Below are 26907 nucleotides of genomic sequence, written 5' to 3'. Positions count from 1 at the left end.
AAATGAAATTGATTTGTGTCAAAGATGCCGCAGAAATGAGCGCATACGCTGCAAAACAAATCGGTGATGCGGTTCGCCGTAATCCGAAACTCGTTCTTGGGCTAGCCACGGGGGGTACACCGAAGGAAACGTATCGCTTGCTTGTAGAAGAATATAACAAGAAGGCGATAAGTTTTAGAAATGTCCGAACAGTGAATCTGGATGAATATGTCGGCTTGTCCTCAGCGGATCCGAATAGTTACCGAATGTACATGAAACAAAATTTATTTGATAAAATAGATATATCTTTTGACAATTGCCATTTGCCGGATGGAATAGCTTCTTCTCCAAGTGATGCGTGTGTTCGCTATGATCGCATGATCAATGAACTGAACGGTATCGATTTGCAATTACTGGGAATTGGCCGTAACGGACATATCGGCTTTAACGAACCTGGCACGCCTTTTGATGCGGGCACCCATCTTGTCAAATTATCCGAATCTACAAGGAAAGCGAATGCTCGCTATTTTCATTCTGAGGAAGAAGTTCCAAAACAAGCGATTACAATGGGCATCGGCACCATTTTGAAAAGTAGAGCAATCTTGTTGATTGTATCGGGAAGCAGCAAAGCCGATGCGATGGGAAGGCTCTTATCGCTAAATGGACCGGATCCAGCTTTTCCAGCTTCGGCACTGCTGATGCATCCCGATGTGACTGTGATTGCTGATCGAGAAGCCCTCTCTAAATCAAAAATAAAGGCAGGAGCAACTGAATGATTGACCGTCAATCGCCGGTACCTGTGTACTACCAGATTGAACAATATTTAAAAAAGCTTATCGATCAGAAACAATTGAAAGCGGGCGAACAGATTCCGACAGAACGCGAACTGACGGAACGTTTTCAAGTCTCACGAATGACCGTGCGCCAGGCACTTTCAAATCTTGTCAATGCCGGCGTGCTGATCCGGATAAAAGGTAAGGGCACATTCATTTCCGGTGACCAGAAAATCGAGAAGCAACTCAACAGCGTTAATGGATTTTCAGAAGATATGCGGTTGCGCGGTTTGAACCCTACAAGTAAGCTTCTTGAATTCAAAAAGGTCCTAGCCGATGAAAGGACTTCTAGATTTCTCGGGTTGGATGTAGGTGATCCCATTTTTATCATAAAAAGAATTCGGCGTGCCAACCATGAGTCATTGGCAATTGATACTTCATTTGTCCCGTCAGCCATTGTGCCCAATCTCACCGCTGCGGACATGGAGCATTCGCTTTATGATTATTTTGAACAAAAATTGGGTTTTGCTATTGATCATGCTGAGCAATCATTTGAAGCGGTACTTGTCAGCAAGAAAGAAGCGGAGTTGCTTGAAATACCAGAGAATTTACCGATACTGCTTATTGGGCGTCTCACATTTTCAAGGAGCGGCGAACGTCTCGAGTATACTCAGTCGCTCTACCGGGCCGATCGCTATAAATTTACGCTCTCTATTCCACGGCGCTGAACCCTTACGCCTTAGGGGATTTGCTACTCTCCTTGCTTTTTCTAAAGAAAAACTAAAAATGCAGCGAAGGCGTTTTGCTGCCTTGCGGAAACAGCATAACGGAACATATTCAATGAAAAAATGACTTGGCGTTGAGCCAAGTTTTTCTTATGAGAAAAAAAGTATAGGACTTCTGCTGGAAATAGGAGTTGGCTATGCCAAATTTAACTGATATACCTGCTTACGGTTTATTAATTTTACATATGAAGCGGTTTCCGATAAGATAAAGCTAGGTTAATAAAAATGAAAATGTTGAGAGGGTGTCGAGATGGCAACGACGGCAGACAGAAAGGCTGCGGGACAGAATGATATGTTTCATGCACGTCAAACTTTTTCGAGCGGCGGTAAAGCGTATACGTACTACCAGCTGAATGCGTTGCAATCATACGGTGACATTGGTAAGCTTCCCTATTCAATAAAAGTTTTATTGGAAGCGGTTTTACGACAGTGCGATGGATCGACGATAAAAAAGGAACATGTTGAAAACCTGGCAAGGTGGGGGACAAGCAAGCTGGATCGGAGCATCGATGTCCCTTTTAATCCTGCACGTATTGTCCTGCAAGATTTTACCGGCGTCCCGGCAGTGGTTGATCTGGCGTCACTCCGCAAGGCGATGGCTGATCTCGGTGGCGATCCCGCGAAAATCAACCCGGAGAAACCCGTTGATCTTGTTGTTGATCACTCCGTTCAAGTCGATCGTTTTGCGAGCAACGATGCGCTAAAATTCAATATGGATCGCGAATTTGAACGAAACAGTGAACGTTATAAATTTTTGAAGTGGGCGCAGAAATCTTTTCAGAATTTCCGCGCGGTGCCGCCAGCGACAGGTATTGTCCATCAGGTTAATTTAGAATACCTGGCATCGGTTGTGCTTCAATCTGAAGAGGCTGATGGAACCCCTATTGCTTATCCGGATACCCTTGTCGGCACGGATTCTCACACGACAATGATCAACGGACTCGGCGTCTTAGGGTGGGGTGTCGGTGGTATCGAAGCTGAGGCCGGCATGCTTGGTCAGCCTTCTTATTTTCCTGTGCCTGAAGTGATCGGTGTCCGTATTACCGGTCAGCTTCCAGAAGGAACAACAGCGACAGATCTTGCGCTTCGTGTCACACAGATACTTCGTGAAGAGAGTGTTGTCGGCAAGTTTGTCGAATTTTTCGGACCGAGCCTCTCACAGATGTCGCTTGCAGATCGCGCAACGATTTCGAATATGTCGCCGGAGAACGGTGCAACAGCCACCTTCTTCCCAGTTGATCAGGTCACTCTGAACTATCTTGCACTAACCGGACGTTCTGGTCAGCAGGTGCAACTTGTTAAAGATTATTGTGAGGCAAACGGTCTTTTTTATCGTCCAGACTCTGAAGAACCGAATTTTACAAAAGTGATTGATTTGGATCTTTCCGATGTTCAGCCTTCTGTATCAGGACCTAAGCGTCCTCAGGATCGGATTGCGATCGACCACCTCAAAGAGGAATTTGAGGCTTCACTGACACGACCAGCTGGCAATCACGGTTTTGGATTGGGCAAGGATGAATTGAGCAAATCATCTATTGTCAAGCATTCGGATGGTAAAGAAACGGCGCTCAGCACAGGTGCTGTTGTTATTGCGGCGATAACAAGCTGTACAAATACAAGCAACCCGAGCGTTATGATTGGAGCAGGCCTCGTCGCGAAGAAGGCTGTGGAAAAAGGGCTGACTGTTCCAAGCTATGTCAAAACAAGTTTGGCGCCAGGATCAAAAGTTGTGACGGATTATTTGGAGAAAGCAGGACTTTTCCCTTATTTGAATCAGCTTGGTTTCAACCTTGTCGGCTATGGTTGTACAACGTGCATCGGTAATTCTGGTCCGCTGCCAATCGAAGTGGAAAAAGCGATTGTCGATCAAGACCTGACAGTCTCTGCTGTATTATCGGGCAACCGCAATTTTGAAGGCCGGATTCATCCATTGATTCGCGCAAATTATTTAGCTTCACCACCGCTTGTAGTCGCCTATGCTCTAGCTGGAACGGTGGACTTTGATATGGCGCATGATTCATTTGGTAAGGATAAAGATGGAAATGATGTTTATTTCAAGGATATCTGGCCAAGTAGCGATGAAATTGACGAGTTGATGAGCCGTTCCGTGACGCCGGATATGTTTGAAAAGGAGTATGGTCGTGTTTTTTCGGAGAATGATCGTTGGAATGCGATTCAAACGAGCGAAGGCGAGCTTTACGATTGGGATCCAAATTCGACATATATCCAGAATCCGCCTTTCTTTGAAAATCTTACAGCGGAGCTTAACGAAATTAAACCGTTGCTTGATTTACAGGTGATCGGAAAATTTGGAGACTCCGTAACCACTGATCATATTTCTCCAGCGGGCTCGATTGCGCCGAAAAGCCCAGCAGGACAATTTCTGCTTGGCAATAATGTCCAACGTGTTGATTTCAACTCCTATGGGTCACGCCGCGGCAATCATGAAGTGATGATGCGTGGAACATTCGCCAATGTACGTATCCGTAACCAGATTGCTCCGGGTACTGAAGGCGGCTATACGACCTATTGGCCAACTGGGGAAGTGATGCCGATTTATGATGCGGCAATGAAGTACAAAGAAAACGGAGTTGGTTTGGTCGTGCTCGGCGGCAAGGATTACGGGATGGGTAGTTCCCGTGATTGGGCGGCTAAAGGAACGAATCTGCTTGGTATCAAAGCCGTTATTGTTGAGAGCTTTGAACGGATTCACCGAAGTAATCTCGTTATGATGGGCGTGTTGCCGCTCCAGTTTGTCGATGGTAAGAATGCGGATAAACTGGGCCTTACGGGTAAAGAAAAAATCACGATTTCACTCGATGAAACAGTTAAACCGGGCCAGATTCTACATGCCAAAGCGGTGAGTGAAGACGGCACAACAACAGCATTCGACGTCGTTGTGCGATTTGATAGCGAGGTTGAAATTGATTATTACCGAAATGGCGGCATTCTGCAGACAATTCTGCGTCGCAAATTAAACGAAAAAATTTGAGTATGTGTTTCAGCTATCTGGATAAACTAATTTGTGAAGGAGAACGAAAGCCTTTCATCAATTGAGCATCCTTCGGGGGAGACGGTTCCATTGGAAACATTAGATTGCGACAATGTGTCTTGCTTGTTTTATTAAGCAACTCTGTAAGAACGCTTCATAAAGTATGATTCCCTTTCATCTTCTTCATCTGAAAAGGACTGTCCGTACGCGGACAGTCCTTTTATAAATGATATTAACCCGATCAAGTAATCGTTCTTAGCGGCTTCTTGTTTAAAAATTTGCGTACAAACTCCGTCAGCGGCTGACGCTTACGGGAACAAAATGTTTGATAAGCTTCGCAGACTTTTGCTTGTTCGTCGCGTAAAAAGAAAAGCCTTTCGAATTTTATTCTTCGAAAGGCTTTTCTGTATGTTTTACATGGTTTCAGGAAGTGCGTACAAAAAGGATATCAGCGCGCGAAGACCGCGATCGTAGTTGGCAAGATGGAAATGCTCATTCGGTGCATGGAAGTTTTCTGTATCAAGTCCGAATCCCATCAGTACCGGAGCCGTACCTAATTTATTATGAAATGTATTGACAATCGGTACGGAACCGCCTTGACGTGAAAAAATGGGTTCCGTTTCAAAAGCATCTTTTAGTGCCTTACCAGCCGCTTTCAATGTCGGATGATTGAGCGGCATGGCAAACGGTTCGGCGTGATCTAAGAGCTGCACATCTAGAGTGACACCAGCAGGCAGGTGCTTTTGCAGGTGTCTTTTCATGAGTGCGCCAATCACAGCAGGGTCTTGATCAGGGACCAAACGACATGTGATTTTTGCGGTGGCTGTTGAAGGGATAACTGTTTTCAGCCCCTCTCCCTCGAACCCTCCGAATAGTCCGTTGATCTCAACGGTTGGTCGTGCCCAAATTCGTGCGACGGTTGAATAGTCCGGTTCACCGACTAGCGCGTTGACATGCAATTCTTGCATCAATGCGGTGTCATTGGACAGTTCATCACATGTTTTTTTCTCATCCGCACTTAATGGCGCAACATCGTCATAAAAACTTTCAATGGCGATTTTTCCGCTTTTTTCGTGCAGTGATGCCATCAACGCAACCATAGCATGCAAGGTATTCTGGACAGCACCGCCGTAAACCCCAGAATGTAAATCACCCTTTGCACCGTGCAGTCGAACCTCAAGACCGCAAAGCCCACGCAATCCGTAGCAGACGGCAGGTTCGTTCAAACCAATCATCGTTGTATCCGAGACGAGCAAGACATCGGCTTTCAGCAAATCGATATGCTGGTCGACAAAGGCGTCGAGATGGGCACTACCGATTTCTTCTTCACCTTCAAAAAGGAATTTAATATTGACCGGGAGATCGCCTTTTACCGCAAGAATGGTTTCCGCCATTTTTGCGAGCATAAAAACCTGGCCCTTATCATCACTTGTGCCACGTCCATAGATAATATTATCTTTAATCTCCGGTTTGAACGGATCGGTTGTCCATTTATCAATCGGGTCGACGGGTTGCACATCATAGTGACCATAGCATAAGACGGTCGGCTTTGACGTATCATGCAGGTAATCGGCATAAACGACTGGATGACCTTCCGTCTCCATAATTGAAACGTGTTCCAAGCCGCCGTCACTTAAATTATTAGCAAGCCAATCGGCAGCATGGCGGACATCGGCCCGATGCGTCGAATCCGAGCTGATGCTCGGGATCGAAAGAAAATCAATCATCTGCTTCAGATAACTGTCACGGTTCTTTTGCAGATACTCGTTCAATTGCTGATCCATTGAAAATGCCCCCTGAATGTTAATCTTACATTTCTCATTTTAGCAGATTTTGTTAGTAGATACTGGTTGTGGCAAGAGAAGGACCTGAAATAATTATTGACCTGATTTTGAATGAATAAAACGTTTTATATTTCAGAATTAGGGAAAAAATATAACTATAAGAAAATTCACATAGTTGTAAAATAGATGGTGCGAGAAAGGATGTGAGTCAAATGAAGAAGAAATATTCGTTCGAAGAATTGATGAAAATCAATAAATTAGAAATTCTTGACAGCGAAAAAATGCTGGAACAGATTGAGGAAAAGATCGAAAAGCGCCATGACCTAAAGGAATAGAGGCTGTGGCAAAAATATAGAAAGGGGGGTGAGTAGTCGATTTTTGACCTCACCCCTCTTTTTTTTTGGAAATGACGGCATATGACTCGACTCTGCACAAAAAATGGAGTAAAGACGCACGGACACCCGCGGCAAGCGAGTAGACGAAGCACATTGAATACAAATCATGCTGAATGCTTATGTCCATTTCTCCTCATGCACGCACAATATTTCAGCGTATTTTTATTTAGGATAATATGGAGGATCGCTAGGATACAATCCAATAAAAATAGTTTTTTTTTCAAAAGAGCCTTTCGAAGGCGCCCCTCATGATAGAATAATTGCTGAAACACTAATAAGGAGAAGAAAAATCGTGAGTGAGGTTAAAGTTATTCCTTTTCAGAACAATTGGGAAAAAGATTTTCATGTCGAGGCGACTCGGCTGACCCGAATTTTCCAGCCAAATTTATCCGCCATCCATCATATTGGCAGTACTGCCGTAGCAAATCTATGCGCCAAACCGACGATAGATATCTTGCTGGAAGTCGTCCGAATTGATGAGTCGTATATCCCGTTTAAAGAGATGGAGAAAGCAAGCTATCAATCGCTTGTAGCTAACGGAAATTCGGGACGATACTTATTTCAAAAGCTGGATGAATCTGGTGAATATCGCTATCAGGTACACGTTTATCAGGAGGGATCGCCAGATGTCGTCCGCCATCTAGCGTTTCGAGACTATTTACGAACGCATCCGGATATAGCAGAATTATACGGTGCGCTGAAGCAGCAATTGGCAGAGGCGTTCCCAGATGATCGTGACAGCTATTCTTCCGGAAAAGAGGCAGCTATCCGGCGGATTGAGGATGAAGCACTATCATGGTGGTATAACCAATGAATGATTTTCCATTGAGGTGAATAATGATTAAGAAGTATGTAATTTCCGCAATGTTGCTGCTGTTTGCAGCAACTGCTCTCATTTATTTTTTTAATGTTTCTAAAGAGACACCGAACACCAGGAAGACGTCTCACAAAGCAATTTCTTATCATTATCGCATTGTTGCTTTGGGAGATTCATTAACACAAGGTGTTGGTGATCCAAAAGATAAAGGCTACGCCGGTCTGACAGCAACTGCTTTGAGAGAAGAAAAAGTGGTAAAGACAGTGACATTCACTGATTACGGGCATATGGGCGATACCACAGACAATCTTCTGAAAGTCTTACAAAGAAAAGAAGTTCAAGCTTCTGTGAAGCATGCGAACACGATTTTTATGACAATTGGCGGGAACGATATTGCTGGCGTCCTGCGCGCACATTTTATGGATTTACAAGCATCAGATTTTACAAGCCGACAAAAAAGCTACACTGCAAATTTAAGAAGGATACTCACGAATATCCATTCATTGAATCCGCATGCACATGTCTATTTCTTTGGCCTTTATAATCCCTTTGAAGATTACTTTGGTAAAGCGAATAAAGATTTTGTACCTATTTTGGATAACTGGAATCGCGACAGTGCAAAAATTGCTGCAAAGTTCCCTGACACCACTTTTATCGCAACAAAGGACATTTTTGCTGGAAAAGGGGATAAGCTGCTTTATTCGGACCATTTTCACCCGAATAAGGCAGGGTACGGCCAGATGAGTGCCAGATTGCTCGATGCAATTCGAAGCAATCGGTAAATTTGGATTGTCTCTATTGCCCCGATTGTGCGACTCCAAAGCAAAATAATGATTGTTTGTTCGAAAATTATCGAATATACTAACAATAAATGAGGAATCGTTTTTCTAAGGGGGACAAGATTGTGTCAGTGATACTTTATCAGGATAAATTTTTGCAACGCGAGCAGGGGCTTGTGGATATGGAAGATCGTGGCTATCAATTTGGAGACGGCATTTACGAAGCAATTCGTGTCTATAATGGCAATCTTTTCCTTATGGACTGGCATATGGAACGGTTGGTACGCAGCGCACGCGAACTCAGATTGGACCTTCCGTACAGCGCCGCCGAACTGACCGAAAACATCAAAGAGTTGGTTCGACGTAACGGGATTGACGATGGCCTGGTTTATTTCCAGATTACACGTGGCGCCCACCATCGCCAGCACGATTTTCCAAAGGGCGTGACGCCTGTGCTGACTGGTTCGGCTTCCGAAATGGTTCGCGACCCGGATAGGACTCATGGCATTTCATCAATTCTTGCGGATGACATTCGCTGGCTGCGTTGCGATATTAAGACACTTAACTTGCTCGGCAATGTACTAGCAAAGCAGGCTGCAGTTGATTCGGGCGCTGATGAAGCGATATTGCATCGAGGCGATACGGTTACAGAAGGCACATCATGCAATGTATTTATTGTCAAAGACGGACAGTTAATTACCCATGAAGCCAACAACTTTATTCTAAACGGCATAACGCGCCGTTTCGTCTTCGCGTTGGCAGAACAATTGCAGATACCTGTTATCGAACGTGACTATACAGTTGATGAATTGCTTGCGGCAGATGAAGTATTCATCACGAGTACAGGCAAAGAAGTGACAGCAGTTGTTAAAATTGGTGATCAGACAATTGCGGATGGAGAAGCTGGCCCAATTACACGGCGTCTAATTACGGCTTTTTCAGCTGAAGTGGAGCGTGTCAAGGCCGGCGCTTTGTCTTGAACTTATTGAAAATTGAGTGAAGCGTCGGATGTATCCTTTTTATATCCATTGAAATCTTATACAAACGTATAAAAAAGGTTTCGCTGATCAGAACTTGGTCAGCGAAACCTTTTTGAATGTTATGAAATGGGGCAAGTTGCTCCTGTTTACTCCATCTTTGTAAGCGGCCACCAGCAAAAACCGTCTCTTGCCAATAACTCGTCAGATGATGATGGACCCATTGTTCCGGCCTCATAATAATCAAGCGGGATATCATTCCAAGCGGCGACAATAGAGTCAGTGAGTGTCCAAGAATAAGCGACTTCATCCCAACGCGTGAAATTGGTTGAATCGCCACGTAGGCAATCCCCAATCAGGCGTTCATAGGCATCAGGTGTACTGGATTTGCTGTCATGATGGTTCGAGAAGTTCATTGAGATCGGTATTGTGTCGCCGGCTTCGCCGAATTCTTTGACGTTCAGCTTCAAGGACAGGCCTTCGTCGGGCTGAATATGAATCACCAGTAAATTGGGTCCTGCTTTATGAAGCTGGCAGAAAAAAGGGTTCTGCGTAATATCTTTAAACTGGATGACAATTTCTGTTGATTTTGCAGCCATTCTTTTTCCTGTGCGAATATAAAAAGGAACGCCAGACCAACGGTAATTGTCGACAAAAAAGCGGGCGGCGACAAATGTTTCGGTTTTTGAATCCGTATCAATATTGTTTTCATTGTGATATCCGGTGATTCTCGTGCCGTCCGGCATGACGCCGGCCTTATACTGCGCACGAATGAGTTCATTTGCGATTGTGTCTCGGGACATCGTACGAATCGCTTTCAGTACTTTTACCTTTTCCTGACGAATATCTTCCGTATCAAAACGACTCGGTGGCTCCATAGCAGTCAAAATCAATAATTGCAGAATGTGATTCTGTACCATATCGAGCAATGCACCAGTCTGATCATAATAACTCGCTCGATCGCCAACGCCAAGCGTTTCGCTGAGCGTGATCTGTACATTTGCAATATGCCGGTGATCCCAAATGGATTCAAAAATTGGATTGGCAAAACGCAGTGCCTCAATATTTTGAACCATCTCTTTGCCAAGATAATGGTCAATACGGTAAACTTCTGATTCATCGAAAACGCGCAGCAGTTGTTCATTTAATTCCTTTGCCGAAGCTAGATCGTGACCAAACGGCTTTTCAATGACCGCACGTTTCCAACCCTGAGTTTCGGTGATGCCTGCTTTTTTCAAATTTTCCGCCGCACTTCCAAAAAAGCGGGGAGCAAGCGACAAATAGAAAATTCGATTGCCATGCAGATTATATTTAGTATCAATTTGTTCAGCAATGTTTTTCAGCAAGGCGAAATGATAGGGTTGACCAACATCGAGAGGCTGATAATAAAAGCGCTCCAAAAAGTCTCTCCGTTGTTCCGAATTTTGGTCCAATGTGCGATCAATCATGCTGCGATAGGACTCGTGTGTGTGCTGACGTCTGGCAAGACCAATGACTGCGAATTCATGGTTTTTTTTATAAAGCTCGAAAAGAGCCGGGTAGAGTTTGCGACAAGCGAGATCGCCTGTTGCCCCAAACATCAGAATAAGAACCGGTTCTCTCTCGGTATCGACCATCTTCAATGTCCCTCGTTCCTCGTTCTGTATGATTTTATCGTATCATATTCGGCGTGCAATATCCTCAATAAATGTTATCGCACTTATGTACTAATGTGCCACACTTAAATATAGCATTAATAATGCGCCCGCGAAAGCACTTTTTTAAATCAATAATCATTGGGCCGATCAATGATGGCAAATTAATCGATGCTTCAGAATAGGTAATACTTAATAAAAGGATACGTTTAAATTTATTGTTGTTTTTCTGACCAAAAGGCAATGGCTGAACAACACAAGATTTTAACAAAGCCTGATAAAAAAAGCGAGAGATGTTAAAAATCAGCGCCAAAGTCCATTGAAAGTGTTTACAGACTAATTCAATTCGTTGCAATTCAACGCGTTACATGGTATTGTGAAAATAACTGCTTAGGTACGTTAGGGATGGAAGAGGTTTACTCATGAAAGCAAACATGATGTGCATGCACTGTGTCGTAGGCATTTTCCGTCCGTTTGCGGGGAATGCCTAAACATATGATAAATATCAGAAGAACTCAAAGGAGACTTTATTAGTTAATGAAATTTTCAGAACTTAACATTAGTGAAGAAATACTGAAAGCAACGGAACGGATGGGCTTTACTGAGATGACGCCGATTCAGGAACAATCCATTCCTGTTGCCGAAACCGGAGTCGATTTAATTGGCCAGGCCCAAACTGGAACGGGAAAAACAACTGCTTTTGGTATTCCGATGATTGAAAAGGCAGATCCAGATGCAGCTGAGATTCAGGGCGTTGTTATAACGCCAACACGAGAATTGGCGATTCAAAATGCCCATGAATTGAATGCGATCGGTTATTATAAAAAAGTTCGGACTGTCGCTATTTATGGTGGCCAGGATATTCAGAAGCAGATTCGCGATCTGAAAAGGCGTCCAAGTATTATTTCAGCGACACCAGGACGTTTACTTGATCATATCAAACGCCGGACCATCCGTCTGAGCGATATTAAAATGATTGTTCTCGATGAAGCAGACGAAATGCTGAATATGGGTTTTATTGACGATATCCACGAAATACTGGAAAATACCCCGCAAGAACGTCAAACACTCCTGTTTTCAGCAACCATGCCAGGACCGATTCAGCACCTGGCGGAAAAATTCATGAAAGAACCGAAAAAAGTTCAAATCAAAGCGAAAACACTCACCGTTTCTCTGATTGAACAGAACTATGTTAAAGTACGGGAAGCGGAAAAGTTTGATGCATTGACACGTTTCCTTGATATTCAGTTGCCGGAACGCGCCATTGTTTTCGGACGGACGAAACGCCGGGTTGATGAATTAATGCGTGCTTTGCAAAAGCGCGGTTATGAAGCAGAGGGTATTCACGGCGACTTGACCCAATCCAAACGTGATTTGGTTCTGCGTCGGTTCAAACAGGATGAAGTGAAACTACTCGTTGCAACAGATGTCGCGGCACGTGGTCTCGATATCAGCAATGTCACCCATGTCTATAATTTTGACCTGCCTCAGGATCCGGAAAGTTATGTGCACCGTATTGGCCGAACCGGTCGTGCCGGTAAAACGGGAATGGCGATTACCTTTATCACCCCGAGCGAGTTCCCACATTTGCGGATGATTGAAAAATTGACGAAACAGCCGATGAAGCAGGTTCAGATGCCAAGCTACCAAGAAGCATTGCTTGGTCAGCAAAAAGTTGCTGTTGAGACGCTGAAGAGCTCATTGGAAAAAGATAATTATCATGCCTACGAATTACGTGCGGAAGAACTCTTGTCCGACAATGACCCGCAAGATGTGGTTGCCGCAGCGCTTAAAGTGCTGACCAAGGAACCCGACACGACACCGATTCGTCTGACGCATGAAGCACCGCTTAGCGTCAAAAGAGGCAGTAATAATCGGGGTCGTTCCCAACAACGTGCTTCCCACAACGGCGGCGGCAATCGGGATCGCGGCGGTCGCGGCTTTTATTCACGGAACCGTGACAACGATCGACGCCATGGCAATAGCTACCGTGGTAAAGAACGACAGAAATCGAATAATTATTAATTTCTAATTGAATCAAGCATAAAAGGGGAAGAGGCTGCAACTCCAGCCTCTTCCCTTTTTAAGCAATTGCCATGAAATTTATGTATGTGAGATGTGGGCGTATGCTATGGTGCCCGCGGCAAGCGAGCAACCGAAGCGTAATTGTTGAAAAAGGACTTGACTAAGCCAAATTTTTCATATCTTAAGCCCCATCCAACGACTAAAAGTCAAATAAAAATTATTTATCAAAATTGTGGGAAAAGTTAAAGAAATTGAATGAGAATGGTTGAAACTTTCTGAAAAGTAGTGTAGAATGTTAAAAAGTGCAAAGGGGGCAATTTATGATGAACAACGATCACTCGTCTCAGCAGAATACGAAGGCGCTTGTTCTCTACAAAGAACAACAAGCGAAGGTCTCGGTTGTCGAAATGTATGCCCAAATGATCCTGGATGAAATGGAATTCAAGCAGAAGGTCAAACAATTACAAGCTGACATTGACGAAAGTCTTGATTCTCGGGATGAAGCACGTTTTATGAAGTTGACAGAAGAATACAATGCACTGGTCCGCTAACTGCGCGACAGATTTTGATATGAGAAAGATGGTCGTATGATGCTCCCGAAAATTCGGCAGTTTATAAATTCTGCAATCGTCAGAGGTTATTCCTCGTCTCACAATAATTAAACGAACATAAAAAAGAGAATCCTAGTTGAGGGATTCTCTTTTTTAACGTTGTTTCTCTGGTGAAAAGGCAATGTGTGACGCCAGCGAAAAATGTGGTGTTGGCTTAAATTTAGCTCCGTTTTTTCAGTTTTGCTGGTTTTGCTTCAAGTCGGCTTCGATTCATTGGCCATTCAGCAAGCAACATGCCAGCTAGTATCAGCAGACAACCGCATAGTTCGCTGAATCCAAGCACCATATGCTGAAAAGCAAGTGAGGTCAAAGCCGCAAATACCGGTTCCATAATATAAATAATGCCGACGTGAGTTGCGGGTGTTTCTTTCTGTAAAATCGTTTGCAAAAGGAAAGCGGCTGCAGTTGCGACGAGTCCCATAAAGAGAATGACGATGATAACATCAGGCATCAGCAACGTCTGCCAGTCAAATAATTTTGCTCCGTCGATTATGCCGCTGAAAATAAAGCTAAGAATAGCAACGGTTCCGAGTTGAATAACCGTCAGTGGTAGGCTACTGAATTGCAGTGTATATTTTTCGGTGAAAACAATTTGAAGGGCAAATGCAACGGCACAGATAAAAACAATCAGATCGCCACGGTTTAGTGAAAAGGACCCTTTTGTTGTTAGGAAAAACAGGCCGCAAGTTGCCAGAATAATGCCGATGATCGCTTGTATCGGCGGCCTTTTTCGCAGCAAAAGCGCTGAAAAAATAGGGACGAGGACGACGCTCAGCCCGGTGATAAAGGCGGCATTCGATGCGGATGTATAAAGCAAGCCGATCGTTTGACAGATATAACCGATAAAAAGAAAAATGCCAAGTATAAATCCGGTGACAACTAATTGATTCGAAAATAATTTTACATTGTCCTTCTTTTTCTTGGAAAGGAATACCTGCCAAAGCAGAAGAAGAATGGCGGCGGTCAGAAAACGCCAGGCGTTAAAAGACAACGGCGGAAGCTTTGCTAGCGTATTCTGAACGACAATAAAAGTGGTTCCCCAGACGAATGTGATGCCGAGGAGGGCACTGTCTGCAAATAGTACGCGTTTCCGGTTCAAGGGTGCGGGTCCTCGCTTTCTGTTTGTCTCAGCTGGTTAAGGATCGCATCTCTGGCTAGTTGATCAGCGTTTCTATTCTGTAAGTCGGGAATCCATTTACAGAAGAATAGGTCGAATTGGTCAATCAGGCGCAGCGCTGTTTCGAGATACGCCGCATAGATGCTTTTCTTCACGAAGCGCTTTTCAATGGCTTGATTGACAAGCTGCGAATCTGTACGAAAAGAAACGGTACGATAATTCTGTTCGCGGCAAAAACGGAGCGCTTCAACAAGCGCTGCAAATTCCGCTTCGTGATTATTCGCTCGCTCGCCGAGCGGATAAGAGCGGCGGATTTCGCGTCCATCGCCGAGATTGATGTACAGACCAGCACCTGAGAGCCCTGGATTGCCTCCCGATGCGCCATCAAAATAGACCTCGATCACACGAGTTCACTCCTAGCAGACAACAATAATAAGATAGTATTAAGCATACAACAACACTTGAAAAAGTAAAATAACAATCGTTGTCCGTTTTTGCGGTTTGATATGCTATGATAAAGCTTAGAATGTATTGAAGCAAAAATTTGGGGTGAACTAAGGACATGTCAGAATCATCAAAAACCGTCAAGTCGGACATTGAAATTGCCCAAGAAGCTGTTTTGACGCCGATTGCTTCTATTGCCGAAAAACTCGGACTAAACGAATCGGAGTGGGAACCTTACGGCCGCTACAAAGCGAAAGTTTCTGCACATCTGCTAGAAAAACTTGATGCAGACGGAAAAATTATTCTTGTGACTTCTATTAATCCGACACCTGCAGGGGAGGGAAAGTCTACGGTAACTGTTGGTCTCGGACAGGCATTGAACCGGATTGGCAAAAAAACCGTGATCGCGCTTCGTGAGCCTTCGCTCGGACCAACAATGGGATTAAAAGGCGGCGCTGCAGGTGGCGGCTATTCGCAGGTTGTGCCGATGGAAGATATTAACCTCCATTTCACCGGTGATTTTCACGCAATTACGACCGCACACAACGCGCTGGCAGCTTTTATTGACAATCATATTCATCAAGGGAATAGTCTCAATATAGACCCAAGACGGATTGTCTGGAAGAGAGTACTTGATTTAAATGATCGTGCGTTGCGTCACGTTATTATTGGTCTCGGTGGAAAAACGAACGGCGTACCGCGGGAGGACGGTTTCGACATTACGGTCGCGTCTGAAATTATGGCGATCTTATGTTTATCGCTTAGTCTTGAAGATTTGAAAGCACGCCTCAGCCGTATGTTGATTGCCTATACATATGATGGAGAACCGGTTTTCGTCCAAGATCTGCAGGTTGAAGGCGCTCTGACCCTCCTTTTGAAAGAAGCGATCCATCCCAATCTTGTTCAGACGTTGGAAAACACACCAGCTTTTGTTCACGGGGGCCCATTTGCCAATATAGCCCACGGCTGCAATTCCATTTTAGCCACGAAACTCGGCGCGAAACTCGGCGATTATCTTGTTACCGAGGCAGGTTTCGGTGCAGATCTTGGCGCGGAAAAATTCCTCAACATTACTGCACGTGCCGGCAAGTTTACGCCGAACGCCGTGGTGATTGTGGCAACGATCCGTGCTTTGAAAATGCATGGTGGATTGACTAAGGATGAATTGAAGGATGAAAATCTTGATGCTCTGGCAGCTGGTATGGAGAACTTGGCTTGTCATATTGACACGATCCGTGCTTTTGGACTGCCTTATGTGATTGCGTTGAACCATTTTATCACGGATACGGATCGTGAGGTTGCGCTCGTGAATGAATGGTGTGCTGAAAACAATCATCCGATGGCGTTGTCCAAAGTATGGGAAGATGGGGGCGCAGGGGGTGAAGACCTGGCCCGAATGGTCACAAAAGTCATTGAGGAAACAGAAAACCATTATCATCCGCTTTACGCTCTGGATGATTCGATAGAAGAAAAGATTCAAACGATTGTCCGTAAAGTCTACGGTGGCGCCAAGGTTGAATTCTCATCGAAGGCAAACCGGCAACTGGCTTCGTTTAAAAAGAACGGATGGGATAAGCTCCCTGTCTGTATGGCAAAGACCCAGTATTCGCTCTCGGATAATCCGAAATTGCTCGGCCGGCCGCACGATTTCACGATGCACGTGCGCGAATTGAAAATATCGCTCGGTGCAGGTTTCATTGTCGCCTTGACCGGAAGTGTGCTGACAATGCCCGGTCTGCCAAAACATCCGGCGGCATTGGACATGAATGTTACCGCAGATGGAAAAGTAACCGGACTTTTTTAACGGAATAGATCGTTCGGTGATCGAATAGATAGAATGATTAATCCCCTTGACGTAGTAATGTATGTTTACAGTCAAGGGGATTTTTCAGATGTCAGCGGAGTGAGGAGACACCTATACGGACTCCCGAATGTATTGTAGCCATCAAGGGCTTTCAAATAACTGTCAGAAGCCTGCCTGACAGGCAGCTTCGACTCCCGCAGCATGTCCGGTGGTAAACGCTGCGGTAATGTTATAGCCGCCGGTATAGCCGTTTATATCAAGAATTTCGCCGCAGAAATAAAGGCCAGGCATAAATCGTGACCCCATCGTTCTCGGATCAATTTCTTTGAGGGAGACCCCGCCTCCGGTGATAAAAGCTTTTTCGATTGGCAACGTTCCGTTCACTTGCACGGTAAACGTTTTGAGCAATACTGCCATTTGTCGGATGGATTCGCGTCGCAAATGCCGGCCGGTTGTTTCAGACGCGAGTGCGAGCTGTTCCATTAAAAAGAGAAGATAACGCTCTGGGGCGAGTGGTTTCCAGATATTCTTCAGTGCTTTGTCGGGTTCTGCCTGCGTAAGTTTCTCTAATTGCTGCGTCAGCGCATCTTCGCTTAAATCCGGATGGGTATCAATGCGAATGCTGACTGTTTTTATTGGATATTTTTTCAGCGCCTTGACAACAAATTGGCTAAGTCTAAGAATCGCAGGACCTGATAAACCAAAATGGGTAAATAGCATATCCCAACGATGCGTCATGATTGGCTTGCCGTTCGGCGCAAGCAGGGTGACAGCCACATCACGCAGTGAAAGCCCCTGAAGCCTCTTGTGCTGAATAAACGCTTCGTTTGATGTGAGCGGCACTTCCGTCGGATAAAGTTCGGTAATTGTATGACCGGCTTGTTTCGCCCATGCGTAACCATCGCCTGTGCTCCCAGTTTGTGGCACGCTCTTGCCGCCGACTGCCACAATCACTTGGCGGGCGCCAATCTTTCCTCCTGATGCGAGCTTAACGCCTGTCGTCCGTCCGCCTTCATAAAGCACTGTAGCGACCGCTGCATCCGTTTCGATCGTTACATGGAGTGCATGTAATTTATTGATTAGTGCGTGAACAACCGAGGCCGCTTGATTCGATTCAGGAAACATACGCCCATGGTCTTCTTCTTTCAATTTGATGCCTAATTTTTCAAAAAAAGCGATGATGTCCTGATTGTCGAACGCTGACAACGCGCTATAGAGAAAACGACCGTTTCCTGGGATGTGTCGAATAAGCTGATCAACCGGCATCGCGTTGGTGACATTGCAACGTCCGCCGCCTGAGATAGTCAATTTGCGCCCCAGTTTGTTGCCCTTATCAAGCAGAAGCGTGCGTGCGCCTGCTTCAGCTGCCGCCGCAGCAGCCATTAGACCCGCAGGACCGCCGCCAATCACAATTACGTCATAAGTCATCTTCTTATTGCCTCACATTCTTCCACGAATTCCTTCATCCACTTTATCAGAAAAACGAATGGTTTTCATGTTTTTTCAATAAATAAAGGAATACGATGTGACATTTGTCACAATTGAATTTTTTTGGTAGGATTATTGAAGGATAATTCATGGATATATAGGCGGCAGGATCAGGAGTGCCGCCTAAGGGGAGCGATAGAATGACAGAAAATGCGGCGTATGAAGTCCTGCTTTATTATAAATATGTACGGATAGACGATCCAGCGGCATTTGCCAAAGCACATTTAGATTTCTGCAACCAGCTTGGTCTTAAAGGACGTATCCTTGTGGCTGAGGAAGGCTTGAACGGGACGGTTTCTGGTCCTATTGACAAAACAAGGTTGTATCGAGAAACGATGCACGCCGATCCGCGATTCGCGGACATGCCGTTCAAAGTTGATCCAGCTCAAAGACATGCGTTTAAAAAAATGCACGTCCGCCCGCGTAAAGAAGTTGTTGCTCTGAAGCTGAATCACGATATCGATCCGCATCAGCTGACCGGCAAGTATCTGAAACCAGCGCAATTTCTTGAAGCCCTACAGGATGAGCATACGATCGTGATTGACGCGCGTAACACTTATGAAACACAGATCGGCCACTTCAGGAATGCCATTTTGCCGGCGATCAAAAACTTTCGTGATCTCCCAGATTGGATTGAAAAGAATCTAGCTGACAAGAAAGATAGAAGGGTACTGACCTATTGTACAGGCGGTATTCGCTGCGAAAAATTCAGCGGCTACTTGATTCAAGCTGGCTTCAGTGATGTGTCACAACTTGACGGCGGTATTGTCACGTACGGCAAGGATCCTGACGTTCAAGGCAAACTTTACGATGGGAAATGTTACGTGTTTGATCAACGTATCTCTGTTCCGGTCAATCGAACCGAAGAGGACGTCATCGTCGGTCACTGTCATCATTGTGGAAAGTCGTGCGATCGGATCGTCAATTGTGCCAATCCGGAATGCAATAAGCAGTATATTTGCTGTGAAGCCTGCGAGGAGAAATACCACCGCTCATGCAGCGACGAATGTCGCTGCCATCCGCGCAACCGTTGGGCACAGGAACACGCGCACGGAGAAGTATCCGTCGCACGCTAGGTAATAAGTAACCACTTTAGTGACAACAAAATCATTTCAATTAGAAATAAGTATCTTTATTTGTTAGGGCTCGTTCTAACAATGGAGGTGCTTTTTTATTGGGACTAATGTGGTTTTTATAGGAGAAGGATTAATCGCTGCTTGACGCCTTTGCTACGCTTAAGTAACGATCCATCCGTTCATAGATCCAGTCTCCGGCTACGCTTTTCTGATAAACAATGTCAAAGACTCTGCCCCGTGTATAAGCTTGGTACGCCAACCAGTTATGGCGGGTCATATGGATATGGTGATCGAACAATTCATCCTTAGTTATTCTGAGGTCATGAATCACACGGTGAATCGCGTCATCAATCCAATCTAGATAGTACGTACGAAATTTCACGGTCGATGCGGCAATGATTTGTCGATCACGTTCCAGTGCCAAACGGATCATCGGCAGGAAAATATAGCGTTGGATGATTCTATTCTCCGTTTCTGTCAATTGACTGGCATCCATCTTGCATCACCTCTATCTTATTATATGCGAATAAATGTTCGTATATCAATGCTAAATATAGGAAAAAGACAGAATTTGATTACGATTTATTCTACGAAAGAGGCGTATGCAGAGCCAACACTTAAAGCGTGTAAAAAGAAGAGCCTGCAGCGATTCGGATATGATCAGTTCGCTGGCCGTCAGCAAGTGCCGAAAGCGCCAAGTAATCTGGACGAGTAGCAGTGGGCATCAGGAAGGCAGATGTTTGCGCGCCCAGACGGCGGTATTTGTTTAACTCAGTGATAATCTGATTGGCAGGCATGCTGCCGATTCCGTGTCCGAAATAGAGACCGTTCGAAAGATCAACGACATTTTCCCCCTGCCATTGCGGTGTCTGCGGGCTGACTTCTGGGTTTTTAAAATAGCGAATGTCACCAGGAATGCCATTTCCTACCCGATAGCTGTTGCGAAGCTGCATGGAAGGGTGGTTTTGCCAATCCCAGAGGTAAAGATGCTGAAAGGCGTCATTGAAGCGTTCATCGGTAATGACGCCAAGGAGCGCCTTGTATAATATAATCATCATGGCGGTCGCGCATTCAAAGGCATAATCTTCCCCATGAATAAAAATGTCACGAATGGCGTCAGCTGGACGCCGTCTTGGCTTCAATTCAAAGCCGCCATCGCCTGTCAAATTCCAATAATCCATATTACACATCGAATAATAAAAGGTGGCAAAAGCTGCGCCACTAGCGTAAAGTGCTTTGGCACTTTCGATCGTTTCGTTGCGCCATTTGATTTCAAAAGCAAGTTCACGCATTGTTGGAAAAGTAAAGACTTCAGGTGAAGCCACCATTGCCTGAAAGATCGCGGTGGCATAATTACCGGCACCGGAGAAGTGGCTGGACATATTGGCACTGAGCTCTTCATTTGCAGCAATAATCATGTCCCCATACCTCCGGATGTCAATTTGAATGCTGCCATCTGCTCAGCAAGCGGCTGATTTGTCCATTGACGCCATGTTTTCGGCTGCAGCTGCCGAAGTTGGGCAGAATACGCCGACAAACTGACTTGCACGCGATCGGGTAGCTGAATAAATTGATGATAATTGTCCTTCTCAATTGGCAGCATGTCTTGAATTGGCTGACCAGTTTTGCCATTGACTGATTTGCCGAGATATTTGGCACTATAATGAATGCGGAATGGACGGCCACCAGGTACTGCATCGTTTGTTTCACCTGTGTAGACAAGGTAATGTTCATTCGTTTCATACCAGGACTCAAAAGCGAGAAAAGCAGCCCGTGAGTCTGCGGCATGACGTACCTCGGGTATGAATCCAAGCATTTTGCGGGCATAATCACTTTCAATAGTTTGATCAGACAAGAGGTAATTGGCCAAATAGACGAGCAGTCGCGGCTCTGCTGATTCGAGCAAAGCGCTGATCAGATAATGTCGCTGACTCTTATTCTTATAGCGATACATAATCAAATCCGCCATTTCTTTAATCACATCATGATGATAAATCAACAGAAGTTGGATCGCCGTTTGATCAATGACTTGGGTATAATCGGTTGATAGAATGCTGTTCCAACCCGACTTCAGTACCCAAGACAAGGAATCGACGACTTGATCATGTTGATCCAGAAATGATGTATCGGCATCAAATCCAATATCAGCGCCACGAAGAATATTACGCGTATGGGCAAGGGAAATTTTGACACGCGAATCGAGTTCGGCATTGCGGAAATCGAGCGCATCTTTCAGGATAAACACAGTTGGAAATTCCACAGTCGGATCATTGATGAAATGGAATGCTTGTTCCGGTTTATCACGAATGTATTCGGTCCATTTATGAAGGAGCACCCCCGGCTGATCATGCCGCCACTCATTTAACGGATTACTTTGTGCTGCGGGCATCGCGATCCCTCCTGTCTTTCATCTCTTCCTATCATTTTTATGTACACGCGAAACAAATATGAATCAAACCAGGCAAGAGAGGGATTCATTCTTCCCGCATTCGGACAAGTTATGCTACACTAAGATTTATGAATTGTTTGGGAAAGGATGAAAGTATTAATGGAACAATATCTGAACCTGTGCCGCCGGGTCTTGGAAGAAGGTCACGAGAAATCGGATCGAACGGGGACGGGAACGATCAGTGTGTTCGGCCATCAGATGCGGTTCAATCTGCAGGAAGGCTTTCCGCTGATGACAACAAAGAAACTGCATTATAAGTCGATTATTTATGAATTGCTTTGGTTTCTGAAGGGGGATACGAATGTCGCGTATCTTCAGGAGCACGGCGTGCGTATTTGGAATGAATGGGCAGACGAAAAGGGCGAACTTGGCCCAGTTTACGGCCATCAATGGCGTTCCTGGACAGGGAGAAACGGCAAAACGGTCGATCAGATCGGCAGGGTCATTGAGCAAATTCAGACAAACCCGGATTCTCGTCGCCTGATTGTGTCTGCTTGGAATCCGTCGGAAATTGACGAGATGGCTTTGCCACCCTGCCATTGTTTGTTTCAATTCTATGTGAACGATGGAAAATTGAGCTGTCAGCTTTACCAGCGAAGCGCTGATATTTTCCTTGGTGTTCCGTTCAATATTGCGTCCTACGCATTGCTGACTTACATGATTGCACATGTGACCGGACTTCAGGTTGGCGATTTTGTACACACCCTCGGCGATGCACATATCTATCTGAATCATCTGCCTCAGGTGAAGGAACAATTAACACGCGCGCCAAGAAAATTGCCCAGTCTTCATTTTGCGCGACAGCTCTCGTCGATTGATGACTTTGACTACGCGGACTTCATCATTGAAGATTATCACCCATATCCGCATATCAAAGGCGAGGTGTCTGTATGATTTCGTTTCTACTGGCAATGGATGCCAATCAGCTAATTGGTCGCAAGAATCAGTTGCCGTGGCATTTGCCTGATGATTTGCGCTATTTTAAGAAGAAAACCATGGGGCACTCGATCATTATGGGTAGAAAAACCTTTGAATCAATCGGTAAACCGCTTCCCGGCAGAAAAAATATTGTACTCAGCCGTAGCCAACCAATGATCAAAGGGATCGACGTGCTCCATTCGCTCGATGAACTGCTGCAGAGTGGTGTCTGTTTCGGCAAGGAATGCTTTGTTATCGGCGGGGCACAAATTTTTGATACGCTGGCACCTTTGGCAGACAGGCTTTACCTTACACGTATCCATGCAGAGTTTGAAGGGGATACGTATTTCCGTTCTTTTCATCCAGATGAATGGCAGTTGATTTCGCAAGAACCGGGGCTTCTGAACGCGCAAAATATTTATCCGCACACATTTGAAATTTATGAGCGTCGCTGAATCCGCTGCTCGATGAAATGGACGCTTTTCACGTTCCGTCACTTAACGCATAAAATGTAAAAAAGAGTGACGGAGTGATAGATATGCTCGCATTTGTTAGCCAATTGGGCCTGTGCTACGGAATCATTGGGCTGATCATGTCCGGATTACTCGGTGTTCTCCCTTCCTCAAGCGAATGGGGGAAATTAACCTTCCCAGTATTTTTACTTTTTATGTTATTCTGGTTTCCACTGATTGTTCTGGCATTGATGGCTGCCCCCTTTTTCCTCTTGATCGATCGACAAGAAGATGAGGCATACTGACTATTGCTTCGTTCGATCAAAATAGCGGCGCTCGGGCGCCGTTTAAATCCTGCAGGCAAGCGGACAAGCTTTTACGCAACCTGAGGAATGGTCGGACGTCCCAAAGGGCAAACTATCGATAGTTGTCACCTTTTCGATCTGAAAAGGTGACCAGTGATCGATTCCTTTTCGAATTGTGGCAAAATAGCGACAAATATTTCGCTGCGTAATGAAAAATTATTTATTGTGATATGGTTAATAGATAAAATATATTTGTTGACAAAGCAGCTTTTTTCCTTTAAAAAGAATAATTAAACGGTTAAACTAAAAAGCAGTATCCTTTTACCAATCCTAGGTATCGTGCGAAATGCTGTGAGCAGATTATTAGCTATCCGAGCAGTTTCGTGCGAAAATTTGATGTACACAGACGAATACGATTTGAAAATATATTTCGTCTGACCGGATCTGGTGGAAAGCAGTAAGGTAACCATAAGGTAAATTGGCAAACAAAGGGGAAATGATTAACATGGGTTCAAATGTTTCCGAGTTGACCACTTACCTGGCGTATCTGAATGGGGAATGGCAGCAAAGTGAGTCAGGCGAGAAAATCGCGATTCAGTCTCCATATTTGCGGCGAACAATCGGATACGTTCAGGCTGTAACGCAAAATGAAGTGGATCAAGCAATTAAGAATGCGCATCAAGCACAAAAAGAATGGGCAGGCCTTTCTCTTAGTAAAAGAGGCAGTTATCTGCTCGCTTGGGCTGATGAACTGGTTAATAATCAAGAAGAAATTGCCCTTGCTGTGATGCATGAAGTGGGTAAAGGGTATAAAGATTCCGTCAAGGAAGTTGTTCGTACGGCAGACTTAATCCGCTATACGGTTGAAGAAGCGCTGCATATGCATGGCGAAAGTTTGCGCGGAGACGGTTTCCCAGGCGGTCCGCAAAAGAAAATCGGTATTGTTGAACGTATGCCGTTGGGTGTGGTATTGGCGATTAGCCCATTTAACTATCCGGTTAACCTTGCTGCATCGAAAATCGCGCCGGCGTTGATGGCAGGAAATGCTGTTATTTTCAAACCCGCAACACAAGGTTCGATCAGTGGAATCAAGATGATTGAAGCTTTGGATAAGGCTGGACTGCCGAAAGGTTTGCTCAGTCTGACAACGGGGCGTGGATCAGTTATCGGTGATTACTTGGTGGAACATAAGGGTATTGATATGATCAGTTTCACTGGCGGATCAAGCACGGGTCGTCATTTATCCAAGCAATCAGCAATGATTCCACTCGTTTTGGAACTCGGTGGCAAAGATCCAGCAATTGTTTGCGACGATGCCGACCTGGATGTTGCGGTCAGCAGCATTATGAACGGTGCGTTCTCTTATTCCGGACAACGTTGCACAGCGATCAAACGCGTTTTGGTCAACGAAAAAGTAGCTGACGAACTCGTTGCTCGTTTGAAGGAAGCTGTTGAAAAACTTTCTGTGGGTTCACCGGAAGAAGACAGCACGGTTGTTCCGCTCATCGATGACAAATCGGCTGACTTTGTTCAAAGCCTGATTGATGACGCGCTTGCAAAGCAAGCGACACTTGTTGCTGGTAATAAACGCAAAGACAATTTGATTTATCCGACCTTGTTGGATCATGTTACTGAAGAAATGGATGTTGCTTGGATTGAACCATTTGGTCCGGTACTCCCTATCATTCGTGTCAAATCAGACGAAGAAGCGATTGCGATCGCCAATAAATCTGAATTCGGACTTCAGGCCAGCATTTTCACTCAGGATGTTGATCGAGCATTTGCCGTAGCCAAAGAAGTTGAGGCAGGCACTGTTCAAATCAACGGACGTACCGAACGTGGACCGGATCATTTCCCATTCCTTGGTGTCAAAGCTTCCGGAATGGGGGTACAGGGCATTCACAACAGCCTTGTTTCGATGTCACGTCAGAGAGTTACTGTTCTTAATTTGAAATAAAATGCAATTAATGACAAAAGAGGTGCTGCTGAAAAGTGGCGCCTCTTTTTAGTTAGTGCAAGCGTTTCGAGTGAATGGACAGCTTGTCCCCAAAAATAGACGGGGGTAATCCCCCGTCTAGTCTAATCCTTACCAAGGACGTGGCCCCCAAGGTCCAGGCCCCCAAGGCCCGGGTCCCCAACCACCAGGTCCCCAAGGCCCGCATGGTCCGGGTCCACATGCGCCCCACCACGGACCGGGACGAACGCCGACGATGTTGCCGAGGCCAACGCCGAGTAGACCGCCGGCAAATCCACCGAGAAAGGCTCCTGGGAAAAATGGGCCGATAAAGCGAGAGTCGCGCATCTCTGGCTGCTCTGCCTGGGTACCATTTGTATCAAGCGGTTTGAGAAAAACCGTTTCCTGATCAACCGATTCAACAATGCCAACTTGTGTCGTTCCATCGGCTAACTGAATTTCGACCGGTTGGTTCATGAAAGCAACGAGGTCATTGTATTGTGCCATACTGATCTTTCTCCTCCTTATGCCACTAACTGGCGATGTTTGCTTTTCTAATGACAATTGTCGGCAACGTTATTTATTGCATCGAACATGACTGAAAAGCGTGCGCCAACGCCTAATGTCAATGTATGCAAAGATGTCAAAAGGGCATGGGCACCTGGCCATTGTTTTTGATCGAATCATGGGTTTCAATTATCCTAAAGAACGATAGGATAGCATTGTATTTTTTTCGCTGAAATTATAAAAATGGATGTGAGCCTATGTTTTCATGGCAAATTGAACCGATTAGGCAGAGCGACAACGATCAAATGAGGCGCCTTGCTATCCATAGCTGGGGCAGTGAAACGATGGTTGTTCACGATACGGTTTACAATTTAACGGAACAGGAAGGGTTTCTTGCGAGAAGTCAGGCGGAAATCATTGGCATGCTAACCTATCGAATGGATGCGTCTGATAGATCAGAATTGCTTTCTTTAGACAGTTTTATCGAAAATCAGGGAATTGGGAGCGCGTTATTAGACGCTTATGTTCACAGGGTCGCCGCACAAGGAGTGGACCAGATTTATCTTGTAACAACCAATGATAATTTGCGAGCGCTTGCGTTTTATCAAAAACGGGGCTTTACGCTCTCCGCATTGCATTTACATGCTGTGACTCGTGCTCGGAAAATAAAACCTGAAATCCCTCTTTATGCTGAAAATGGAATTGCGATTGCGCATGAATTGGAATTAACGCGCACAATCGGTGAAAAACTATGTGTAAAATGTTTCTCGGAGAATTAAATTCGGATTAGCGCCTGAGGATGGATCGGGACGCTGTTCTTACTTCCAGCCATGTTCCTTTAT

Annotated in this window: 24 protein-coding genes and 1 pseudogene; 16 read left to right on the top strand and 9 right to left on the bottom strand. The window is 45.1% G+C overall.

Features of this window, described 5'->3' with window-relative positions; all coding sequences use genetic code 11:
* Positions 1-2: 2 nt before the first annotated feature.
* The 3 genes from nagB (at position 3) to acnA (ending at position 4529) form a co-directional block, all read left to right on the top strand.
* A complete protein-coding gene (gene nagB, locus JOC27_RS11315) occupies positions 3-755 on the top strand; it encodes a glucosamine-6-phosphate deaminase (protein ID WP_205007411.1) in 753 nt (250 codons plus the stop codon).
* The gene (locus tag JOC27_RS11310) at positions 752-1480 is read left to right on the top strand and encodes a GntR family transcriptional regulator (RefSeq protein WP_205007410.1); all 729 of its coding nucleotides are present in this window, start codon (positions 752-754) and stop codon (positions 1478-1480) included. Before nagB ends, JOC27_RS11310 begins: the two co-directional genes overlap by 4 nt.
* 307 nt (positions 1481-1787) lie before the next feature.
* Positions 1788-4529: an aconitate hydratase AcnA gene (gene acnA / locus JOC27_RS11305; RefSeq protein ID WP_205007409.1), complete on the top strand. Its 2742-nt coding sequence runs from the start codon at positions 1788-1790 to the stop codon at positions 4527-4529.
* A 413-nt stretch (positions 4530-4942) separates the two neighbouring features.
* Here acnA and JOC27_RS11300 read toward each other — a convergent pair whose 3' ends face one another.
* A complete protein-coding gene (locus JOC27_RS11300; RefSeq protein ID WP_205007408.1) occupies positions 4943-6313 on the bottom strand; it encodes a dipeptidase in 1371 nt (456 codons plus the stop codon).
* A gap of 212 nt (positions 6314-6525) precedes the next feature.
* On the opposite strand from JOC27_RS11300, the gene JOC27_RS11295 reads away from it, so the two are divergent.
* The 4 genes from JOC27_RS11295 to dat all read left to right on the top strand — a co-directional run bounded on the left by JOC27_RS11295 (position 6526) and on the right by dat (position 9284).
* The gene (locus JOC27_RS11295; protein ID WP_205007407.1) at positions 6526-6648 is read left to right on the top strand and encodes an FbpB family small basic protein; all 123 of its coding nucleotides are present in this window, start codon (positions 6526-6528) and stop codon (positions 6646-6648) included.
* Positions 6649-7000: 352 nt separating this feature from the next.
* A complete protein-coding gene (locus tag JOC27_RS11290) occupies positions 7001-7522 on the top strand; it encodes a GrpB family protein (protein WP_205007406.1) in 522 nt (173 codons plus the stop codon).
* Between the two features lie 23 nt (positions 7523-7545).
* Complete coding sequence (locus tag JOC27_RS11285) at positions 7546-8307, top strand: SGNH/GDSL hydrolase family protein (protein ID WP_205007405.1); 762 nt, start codon at positions 7546-7548, stop codon at positions 8305-8307.
* Between the two features lie 122 nt (positions 8308-8429).
* A complete protein-coding gene (gene dat / locus JOC27_RS11280; RefSeq protein ID WP_338062806.1) occupies positions 8430-9284 on the top strand; it encodes a D-amino-acid transaminase in 855 nt (284 codons plus the stop codon).
* A 146-nt stretch (positions 9285-9430) separates the two neighbouring features.
* Here the strand turns inward: dat and zwf are convergent, their stop codons facing one another.
* Positions 9431-10897: a glucose-6-phosphate dehydrogenase gene (zwf, locus tag JOC27_RS11275; RefSeq protein WP_205007403.1), complete on the bottom strand. Its 1467-nt coding sequence runs from the start codon at positions 10895-10897 to the stop codon at positions 9431-9433.
* 555 nt (positions 10898-11452) lie between these two features.
* Between zwf and cshA the strand changes: the two genes are divergently transcribed.
* Positions 11453-12940, top strand: coding sequence for a degradosome RNA helicase CshA (cshA, locus tag JOC27_RS11270; RefSeq protein ID WP_205007402.1), 1488 nt, complete (start codon positions 11453-11455; stop codon positions 12938-12940).
* 323 nt (positions 12941-13263) lie between these two features.
* Positions 13264-13491 carry an IDEAL domain-containing protein gene (locus JOC27_RS11265; protein WP_205007401.1) on the top strand — a complete coding sequence of 76 codons (228 nt, stop codon included), beginning with the start codon at positions 13264-13266 and terminating at the stop codon, positions 13489-13491.
* A 220-nt stretch (positions 13492-13711) separates the two neighbouring features.
* On the opposite strand, the gene JOC27_RS11260 is transcribed toward JOC27_RS11265, so the two are convergent.
* Both JOC27_RS11260 and JOC27_RS11255 read right to left on the bottom strand, forming a co-directional pair.
* The gene (locus JOC27_RS11260) at positions 13712-14650 is read right to left on the bottom strand and encodes a DMT family transporter (protein WP_205007400.1); all 939 of its coding nucleotides are present in this window, start codon (positions 14648-14650) and stop codon (positions 13712-13714) included.
* Positions 14647-15072 (bottom strand): reverse transcriptase-like protein, encoded by a 426-nt coding sequence (locus tag JOC27_RS11255; RefSeq protein ID WP_205007399.1) that lies wholly within the window; start codon positions 15070-15072, stop codon positions 14647-14649. Before JOC27_RS11255 ends, JOC27_RS11260 begins: the two co-directional genes overlap by 4 nt.
* A gap of 158 nt (positions 15073-15230) precedes the next feature.
* Between JOC27_RS11255 and JOC27_RS11250 the strand changes: the two genes are divergently transcribed.
* Positions 15231-16916 (top strand): formate--tetrahydrofolate ligase, encoded by a 1686-nt coding sequence (locus JOC27_RS11250; protein ID WP_205007398.1) that lies wholly within the window; start codon positions 15231-15233, stop codon positions 16914-16916.
* Positions 16917-17078: 162 nt separating this feature from the next.
* On the opposite strand, the gene JOC27_RS11245 is transcribed toward JOC27_RS11250, so the two are convergent.
* Positions 17079-18344: a BaiN/RdsA family NAD(P)/FAD-dependent oxidoreductase gene (locus tag JOC27_RS11245; RefSeq protein ID WP_205007397.1), complete on the bottom strand. Its 1266-nt coding sequence runs from the start codon at positions 18342-18344 to the stop codon at positions 17079-17081.
* Between the two features lie 200 nt (positions 18345-18544).
* On the opposite strand from JOC27_RS11245, the gene trhO reads away from it, so the two are divergent.
* Complete coding sequence (gene trhO, locus JOC27_RS11240; protein WP_205007396.1) at positions 18545-19480, top strand: oxygen-dependent tRNA uridine(34) hydroxylase TrhO; 936 nt, start codon at positions 18545-18547, stop codon at positions 19478-19480.
* Positions 19481-19610: 130 nt separating this feature from the next.
* Here trhO and JOC27_RS11235 read toward each other — a convergent pair whose 3' ends face one another.
* The 3 genes from JOC27_RS11235 to JOC27_RS11225 all read right to left on the bottom strand — a co-directional run bounded on the left by JOC27_RS11235 (position 19611) and on the right by JOC27_RS11225 (position 21869).
* Complete coding sequence (locus JOC27_RS11235; RefSeq protein ID WP_205007395.1) at positions 19611-19976, bottom strand: YhjD family protein; 366 nt, start codon at positions 19974-19976, stop codon at positions 19611-19613.
* Between the two features lie 121 nt (positions 19977-20097).
* Positions 20098-20898 carry a protein-glutamine gamma-glutamyltransferase gene (locus JOC27_RS11230; protein ID WP_205007394.1) on the bottom strand — a complete coding sequence of 267 codons (801 nt, stop codon included), beginning with the start codon at positions 20896-20898 and terminating at the stop codon, positions 20098-20100.
* Positions 20895-21869: a hypothetical protein gene (locus tag JOC27_RS11225; RefSeq protein WP_205007393.1), complete on the bottom strand. Its 975-nt coding sequence runs from the start codon at positions 21867-21869 to the stop codon at positions 20895-20897. The genes JOC27_RS11230 and JOC27_RS11225 overlap by 4 nt, the downstream gene beginning before the upstream one ends.
* Positions 21870-22028: 159 nt before the next feature.
* Between JOC27_RS11225 and JOC27_RS11220 the strand changes: the two genes are divergently transcribed.
* From JOC27_RS11220 to JOC27_RS11205, 4 genes and pseudogenes are all read left to right on the top strand, one after another.
* Entirely contained in the window at positions 22029-22823 is a 795-nt protein-coding gene (locus JOC27_RS11220; RefSeq protein WP_205007392.1) for a thymidylate synthase, read from the top strand.
* A pseudogene (locus tag JOC27_RS11215) lies at positions 22817-23302 on the top strand (dihydrofolate reductase); the annotation flags it as partial. The gene JOC27_RS11220 and the pseudogene JOC27_RS11215, both read left to right, overlap by 7 nt.
* A gap of 83 nt (positions 23303-23385) precedes the next feature.
* Entirely contained in the window at positions 23386-23604 is a 219-nt protein-coding gene (locus JOC27_RS11210; protein ID WP_205007390.1) for a hypothetical protein, read from the top strand.
* Between the two features lie 505 nt (positions 23605-24109).
* Positions 24110-25561, top strand: a complete 1452-nt coding sequence (locus JOC27_RS11205) for an NADP-dependent glyceraldehyde-3-phosphate dehydrogenase (protein WP_205007389.1) — start codon at positions 24110-24112, stop codon at positions 25559-25561.
* Positions 25562-25690: 129 nt separating this feature from the next.
* Here the strand turns inward: JOC27_RS11205 and JOC27_RS11200 are convergent, their stop codons facing one another.
* A complete protein-coding gene (locus tag JOC27_RS11200) occupies positions 25691-26065 on the bottom strand; it encodes a hypothetical protein (protein ID WP_205007388.1) in 375 nt (124 codons plus the stop codon).
* A 257-nt stretch (positions 26066-26322) separates the two neighbouring features.
* Between JOC27_RS11200 and JOC27_RS11195 the strand changes: the two genes are divergently transcribed.
* Positions 26323-26844 carry a GNAT family N-acetyltransferase gene (locus tag JOC27_RS11195; protein ID WP_205007387.1) on the top strand — a complete coding sequence of 174 codons (522 nt, stop codon included), beginning with the start codon at positions 26323-26325 and terminating at the stop codon, positions 26842-26844.
* Positions 26845-26907: the final 63 nt, after the last annotated feature.

Source organism: Sporolactobacillus spathodeae (genome assembly GCF_016908935.1).
Lineage (GTDB): Bacteria > Bacillota > Bacilli > Bacillales > Sporolactobacillaceae > Sporolactobacillus > Sporolactobacillus spathodeae.
Note: the sequence above shows the minus strand (reverse complement) of the source record. Positions and strands in the feature narration are given on the sequence as shown.